The sequence below is a fragment of the Microbulbifer pacificus genome (assembly GCF_002959965.1).
In the GTDB taxonomy this organism is placed as follows: domain Bacteria; phylum Pseudomonadota; class Gammaproteobacteria; order Pseudomonadales; family Cellvibrionaceae; genus Microbulbifer; species Microbulbifer pacificus_A.
This window is the reverse complement of sequence record NZ_PREV01000006.1, coordinates 1-6,183: the sequence shown is the minus strand read 5'-3', so window position 1 is coordinate 6,183 and position 6,183 is coordinate 1. Positions and strand designations below refer to the sequence as shown.

General features: G+C 36.2%; 8 protein-coding genes. All 8 read right to left on the bottom strand.

Annotated features, from left to right (window positions below; genetic code table 11):
• Positions 1-633, bottom strand: a 633-nt coding sequence (locus C3938_RS00270) for a phage minor capsid protein (protein ID WP_233998553.1), incomplete at its 3' end; no start/stop codon positions are given.
• 4 nt (positions 634-637) lie between these two features.
• Positions 638-2,203 carry a phage portal protein gene (locus C3938_RS00265; protein ID WP_199775450.1) on the bottom strand — a complete coding sequence of 522 codons (1,566 nt, stop codon included), beginning with the start codon at positions 2,201-2,203 and terminating at the stop codon, positions 638-640.
• Between the two features lie 11 nt (positions 2,204-2,214).
• Positions 2,215-3,561: a PBSX family phage terminase large subunit gene (locus tag C3938_RS00260; RefSeq protein ID WP_105101317.1), complete on the bottom strand. Its 1,347-nt coding sequence runs from the start codon at positions 3,559-3,561 to the stop codon at positions 2,215-2,217.
• Complete coding sequence (gene terS / locus C3938_RS00255) at positions 3,554-4,267, bottom strand: phage terminase small subunit (RefSeq protein WP_105101316.1); 714 nt, start codon at positions 4,265-4,267, stop codon at positions 3,554-3,556. The genes C3938_RS00260 and terS overlap by 8 nt, the downstream gene beginning before the upstream one ends.
• A gap of 432 nt (positions 4,268-4,699) precedes the next feature.
• Positions 4,700-5,224, bottom strand: coding sequence for a sigma factor-like helix-turn-helix DNA-binding protein (locus C3938_RS00250; RefSeq protein WP_199775449.1), 525 nt, complete (start codon positions 5,222-5,224; stop codon positions 4,700-4,702).
• Between the two features lie 95 nt (positions 5,225-5,319).
• On the bottom strand, positions 5,320-5,484 hold the full coding sequence (locus C3938_RS17665) for a DUF3954 domain-containing protein (protein WP_158681482.1): 165 nt from the start codon (positions 5,482-5,484) through the stop codon (positions 5,320-5,322).
• A gap of 3 nt (positions 5,485-5,487) precedes the next feature.
• A complete protein-coding gene (locus C3938_RS00245; RefSeq protein ID WP_105101314.1) occupies positions 5,488-5,922 on the bottom strand; it encodes a RusA family crossover junction endodeoxyribonuclease in 435 nt (144 codons plus the stop codon).
• A gap of 139 nt (positions 5,923-6,061) precedes the next feature.
• A partial coding sequence (gene fbpA / locus C3938_RS18350) for a Fur-regulated basic protein FbpA (protein WP_158681481.1) occupies positions 6,062-6,183 on the bottom strand: 122 nt, incomplete at its 5' end.

Genomic DNA, 6,183 nt, shown 5'->3' with positions numbered 1-6,183 from the left:
TTCTTTTCTTAGGGTGTCATAGGTGTTTCCTAGGGTAGACTTTAAAACGGTTCTAGTGTACCTTTCTAAGCTCCATGTGTTACCACCTCTATCCGTAAGAGTAGTTTGTATACCTTTTTGAGCAAGTTCAGTAATTGACCTTTCCAACGATTGTTCAAATGTATATAATCCGGTATTAAACATTGCAGTAGTTCGATTAAGTACATCTTGATAAGCTCTTTGTGCTGAACCAATACCATAATTGGTAGTAATCAATGTTTGATTAACGTAATTATCAATATCGTTCCACGCTTGATCTTTATATGCTTTCATAACATTATCAATGTTAGTAGGCATTGGTTTATTTACATAAGGAACTGATCTATCAATGTCTTTTACTGCTCCAACGCCTGTAGCTTCGAACATATTTATAATTTCATCCTCGGCCACTCCTGTAACCCTAGATAATAAAACAGCAACTTCGTTATTAAATAAACGTAGTTCCTGCATCTTTTGCGCCTGCCAATAGGTTATATCGGTAGAGCCTTTATTCAAACGCTTAATCAATATACGGATGATTTCACCTTCAAGACTATTGTACAATTCACCCATATTACTGGACCACAAGTCTAATTGATGCGGTGTGACTGGCATCTAATCACTCCTCATCACCAAATAGATGTTTTGCGGTACGTTCACTAATGTTTTGCGGATCCATTTCCATTTGTTCCTGTTCAATTTCTTTTATCCACTCTCTCGCTTTATCGTCCGGAATCTTAAATACACGTTTAATAATCTCCCGAGTTGGTATTGTCCCCATCATTTTTGCTTGATTATAAAATTTTAATAATGCTCCACGATCTTGAAATACTCCATCATCAAAATCTACCCCGATATGCTCGAATGTTGGTATTTCTCCATCAAATAACGATTTGCCATTAAATGTAGTAGCCTTTGCTAGTTCAAGTACAGATACAACTAATCCTTTGATGAACTTCTCAACCTCATTGACGTGATTATTCCTAGTTCGATAGGTTAATTCACTCTCACTCACAACTTCAGTTGCGGTTTTCATTGATCTACCATCAAACGAGAAAGTACCAACGGATAACTTTAAATCCATTTCCAGTGTCTTTAAATGATGGTTAATTGCAGCTACATACTGTTCAGTGCGTATATCGTTGGTCACATCTTCTACCATGGTTCCCTCATTGCCCATAGGTAGAGATTTAAAGACATTTACATCTGGATCGAATACCTGTGTAGGAAGTTCTCCGTTTTCAGATGGTGCCATATTCATCATCTGATCACTAACAAATACGGTACGTTGCCCCATTCTTATTTCCCAGTTAAATTGGTCGTATGTGTCATTTATCTGTTTGAGCGTGTTCTTTGCGTTGTCTGTAATACCTAAACCAAGAGGACTATGCGGATTGATATTGTTAAATCCAAATGGTGTTACGTAATTGAATAATGGTCTCGACAATCCGGTGATAGGAACTCTTTCGGTTAAATTCTTATATTCTTCTAAATCACCTAAAGAAACTCGCTTACCAATCTTGCTTTTGTTATCTGACTTGTATAATTCATTAGTAATTACATAAGTTTTGTTATCCCACTCATGAAACTCTAACAAGGTGTAATAGATTTCCTTACCTTGCTCAATTTTCATTGTTACGGACTTCATAACACCCTCAGATATTCCATTACTATTATGTTTAAGAGGATAAAAGGAATTAGCAAGCGCCCACGAAAATTCTACTTCACCAGTATTCATATCAACATAAGGCCTTACAGTTAATCCACCAGTAGCATACATAGGGTCTAAATACTTTGCTAGGTTCTTCTTAAAGTCGTTGTGTTCAAATACACGCTGTATAAAATCATTAGCAGATTTATACGTATTTTCCTTTTCTTCTTCATCCTTGCTATCAGACACTACTGTTTCACACTGCTCATTAAATACCAATCCAGATAGTAATTCAGCGCTCAACTTAACCATGTTCAATGTCATGTAGTTGCGTTCTCTTATTTCGCCATTTGAATTAAAGTAACGTACTTTTGGATAATTGCCTTTATACTCTTCAAAACCACGATCAATCCTTGCTAATTCATTAGGGTCAATATTGATTTTAGGATGATCGTTAATCGTTTTAAGTTCCTGTCCTGTCAATGCATAGCCTCCTCTCTTGAATAGGTTTTTTATCCGTTGGATAACATCCACGCTCTCACCTCCTAAACTTTCAGTCGTAAGTCTCTGGCATTACTCACACAAAAATATTGAAATTCATCACATGTATGATCATCTTCTTTTACAACTTGCGGATTATCAGTGTTCTGAGTACCTTCAATCCATTGATATTTCTTATGTTCTTCAATGAATATCTCGTTACTATCACAATGTTTTAATCCGGTCGGTAATGGATTTTCGAGATAATAAAAACGACCTTGCGCTAACAGGTCGTGAACGTAATCTACCATATCTACTTTTTTAAGCTTGTTAATAGGTAACCAATGTTGCCTATGATCTTTGTAATATTGATTCCTTAAAGCTCCCTCAGCACTATCTATTGTTCGTTTCCTAATAGTTGCACCTTTATATGGTTCCTGTGTAGAAGTAGCTTTAATGTACTCGAATATCTCTTTTGATAAATCACTTGGCGCTTTCTTATTCACTTGTCCAGCAGGGCTATAATAATACGTATTCAAACGTATAACATTTCCTTTAGCAGTTAATCCATAACACCCACAAGAAGTAGCAGAAACGCTATGTCCTGTATCCATAGAGTAAAAGAGTGCTATAACCCTATCATCACTTGGAAGGCTCTCGAGTGGCTTAAATAAGTTAATATTGTATACGTTTGTTCCAAGTCCGACCGGTTCACCCAAATAGATGTAACGGTAATAATCATAGTCATTGTTTTTAATACGATTGATGTCTTTAAGCATCTGTTCAGTAACGAATCCTAATTCATCATCTAAATAACTAGATTCGTGTACCAGATAATCTTCTTCACCTTTCATTTCATCGGACCATTCATTAATCCAGTGATATGGATTTCTTGGTGGATTATATGACCAAAAGAACTGAACAAACTTAGCATCTACATGTTTTTGTCTCATGAACGTTACATTTGACTGGTCAAATTCTTCTTGACTAGCGAATTCGGCTGCTTCTTCATACCAAACAGCAATAATATCATCAATATCATTTGATTTAAGCTTTTGGAAGTCGTCTTGTCCATAAAAGTAAAAGGTTGAACCTGTTTTCTTATGCGTTATCTTAAACGGAGCGACAGTAGGCTTAAACTTACCACTCATTCCGAACAACCTAATTGCCCATTGAACTTTATTAAATACTGAATCTCTTATCGTGTTACCGACTTTACGAATAACCACTACATTAGCTTTTTTGCCTTGTGTTATATAGAAAATCATTAAGAATACCAGTTTTAAAACGATAACAGATGATTTAAACGAGTTACGTCCACCTTTTAATATGTTATAAGGCTTTTTGGATGTCCATACATCTTTAAAGTGAGGGTTAATGTTCTTTTGTACATTGAATATAGTTTTACTCATTAGAAGCTCCCCATGAATCTACAATAATAATTTCATCGTCATCATCGTTGGTATTCTCTCTAGAAAGGCGATCAGCTTCGGCTTTAACTTTATCTATAGAAACTCTCATTCTTTCTAACTCTAATAAACGGTAATCATCATCATGAGCCATTTTAGCGAACTGTTTTAACATACTTCTTAATTCACCCATTGCTCGACTTTGGGAATTTAAAAAAGTCGCCTGTTTATCCCAAGCGAACTGTATTTCGTATTCTGTAGAATCAAAACCTTCACCACTAGCAGTTTTTTTAGTTTCTTTTGTATCATCATATTTATCTTGGACAAACATAATCTGTTGCGCTCGCATAATCGACGCAAACTGCATTTGTATATTCATCCATAAAATTTCTATTGGAGAAATATCGTTAATGCCATTCATAATCTCCATGGTTTCATCCGGCAGATACTTAGCAAATAAACCATGAGTGACTGCTGAACTGTTGCGTTTTGCAAACTTAGGTGTTGGATTAGGGTTTCCTTTATTCCCCGGTTGTCCTCCGACCTTCTTTTTGGTTGCAACTTTTTTACCTTTGGTTGCATCCCTCGACCAACCTTCACGACTTTTTCTGCTCTTTAATGTTCCCAGCTTTATGTCATGTTTAGCAGCAAGGTCTTTTAAAGTAATCTTACTGGTTTCCCATTCTTTTTTTACAGCATCCCAATTCATTACATCAGCACCTACCTCCTAAGTTAAATTTTTATAGACTTAAAATAATGTTATGAATATAATTGAAGTATCGCTTCTTTCTAGAACTCAAAATCCTTGGATTGGGGAGTTTCCCAAATCTGAGTGATGGAGTGTCATCACTAGAGAGGGTGGTTCCTATGGAGATAAGGATTAAAATCTCCCCACAGTTAGTGCTTCTCGCAATAATTGTGGTAAGAGTCTTCTTCCTGTAGGAGGAGGACTTTTTTAGTGTGTTCTATGTTGCGCAAGACCCCACCTTCAAGCGCATTCCCTATACTCCCACTATCTAATATTTATAGTGCTTAATCTATATAGACCTCACGGTCTTTAATTAATAACTTACTAATAAAATAAAGAGCTCTATATAAGAGCCCTTTCATCCTCAATATGGTTTCGTACGTCACTTGTACGTCATGACGCTTTTTCTATTATCCCACCTACTTTTTTCTTCGCTCGATCAACATATTGCTGCGCTGATCTTTTAGAAATACCTAACTCCCTGCCAATTTCAGCTAAACTGAAACCATTAGCCATATGGAGCAAATAACATTGACGTTCTCTATGAGATAACATCGCTAATATTTTTATTACTTCTTCACGTTCTTCCTGTGTTAATACTCTTTCCTCTGGCTGAATATCTAAAGATGGAAATATATCCATATCAATCAATGCTCTACGTTGATAAGCAGAGCGTTTATCAATCCCACGCATATTACCCGGACGACGACCTATTTTCATCCATTTCATAGAGAACGACATATCATTAATCATGCTGTTTATTTGCTTTTTGTCCTGCTTATCAAGATCATTTTCTAAATCTAATTTATTACCCATGGCTTTTAATTCATTGCGACCGTCTTCGTATTCAGCTAGTAATCTATCTGCCCAGTTCTCTTTTTGCTGATCGTTCATGTTTTCTAATGCCTGACTATTCATATTTACCGACCCCTCTCAAAATATAAAAAAGGACAGCAACAGAGATCCCTCAATCTCTCGTTACTGCCCATCCCGTTTTTCGGTATCTGGACTACCTATATTTGATGACTTTCTCTTGTGTCATACTTCTTTGCCTTACCTTGCACCATTTTTATAACTACATCACCGTGATATGGTGGTTTTATTGCCTTTAATTCTCCATTACAGACAATGTATACAGCATCTTCCCTCAGATTGATTTCTACTTTGCTCGTATCCATGATTTAACCCTCCATATATCCCAACATGTCTAATTCTTGTATGTCTATTTCAATCCTTGGCTTATCTGAATAAAATTTACTTGCGAATAAATCTGTTACTTGTGAGTCATCCTTAAAGATGATACCGTTTAAAGCATCCAGAACCGCCTTCGTGTAATTGTCGGTATCTGGTTTAACTACGGGGCGTTTTATACCTTCAATATAAAGCGCTCTGTCCTTTTTTGTTGTGCTTTTAGGTATTTGCCTATAAATCTTTAATCGAACGCTCAGAGGACCCTCATATGGAACCTTAGGAGCATATTGTTTAGCAATAAATGCTACATACTGTTTATACTCTTTACTTTCTTTTGGATCGTACATGATTATTTTACTTCCACGTTTTCCTGCTCTCGGTCTACCTTGGCTAACGGGATTACCAGGCACAATAAAACTCGTCACTTGGCTACCCACTCCTTTTCATATACCGCCTGCCAGAATCCATCAACAAACTGTATTTTCTTCTTGATTTCGAATCCCTCTGATTCTTTAATCCTGCATAATCTTAAACATTCTAGTTTGTTTGGATGCCTTACTCTACTTATTGCCATCCATTCGGCCCCTTTCGATTTAACATTGAAAAGTATTCACGTTCCAACTCTGGTGATTTTAATTTACTTAATACTCTATTATCACTAGATTGATAAACTCCATTACTGACTA

Coding starts and splice junctions, on each gene's coding strand:
- C3938_RS00260 (WP_105101317.1), bottom strand. CDS start 3,561: ATGAGTAAAACTATATTCAATGTACAAAAGAACATTAACCCTCACTTT.
- terS (WP_105101316.1), bottom strand. CDS start 4,267: ATGAATTGGGATGCTGTAAAAAAAGAATGGGAAACCAGTAAGATTACT.
- C3938_RS00250 (WP_199775449.1), bottom strand. CDS start 5,224: ATGAATAGTCAGGCATTAGAAAACATGAACGATCAGCAAAAAGAGAAC.
- C3938_RS17665 (WP_158681482.1), bottom strand. CDS start 5,484: ATGGATACGAGCAAAGTAGAAATCAATCTGAGGGAAGATGCTGTATAC.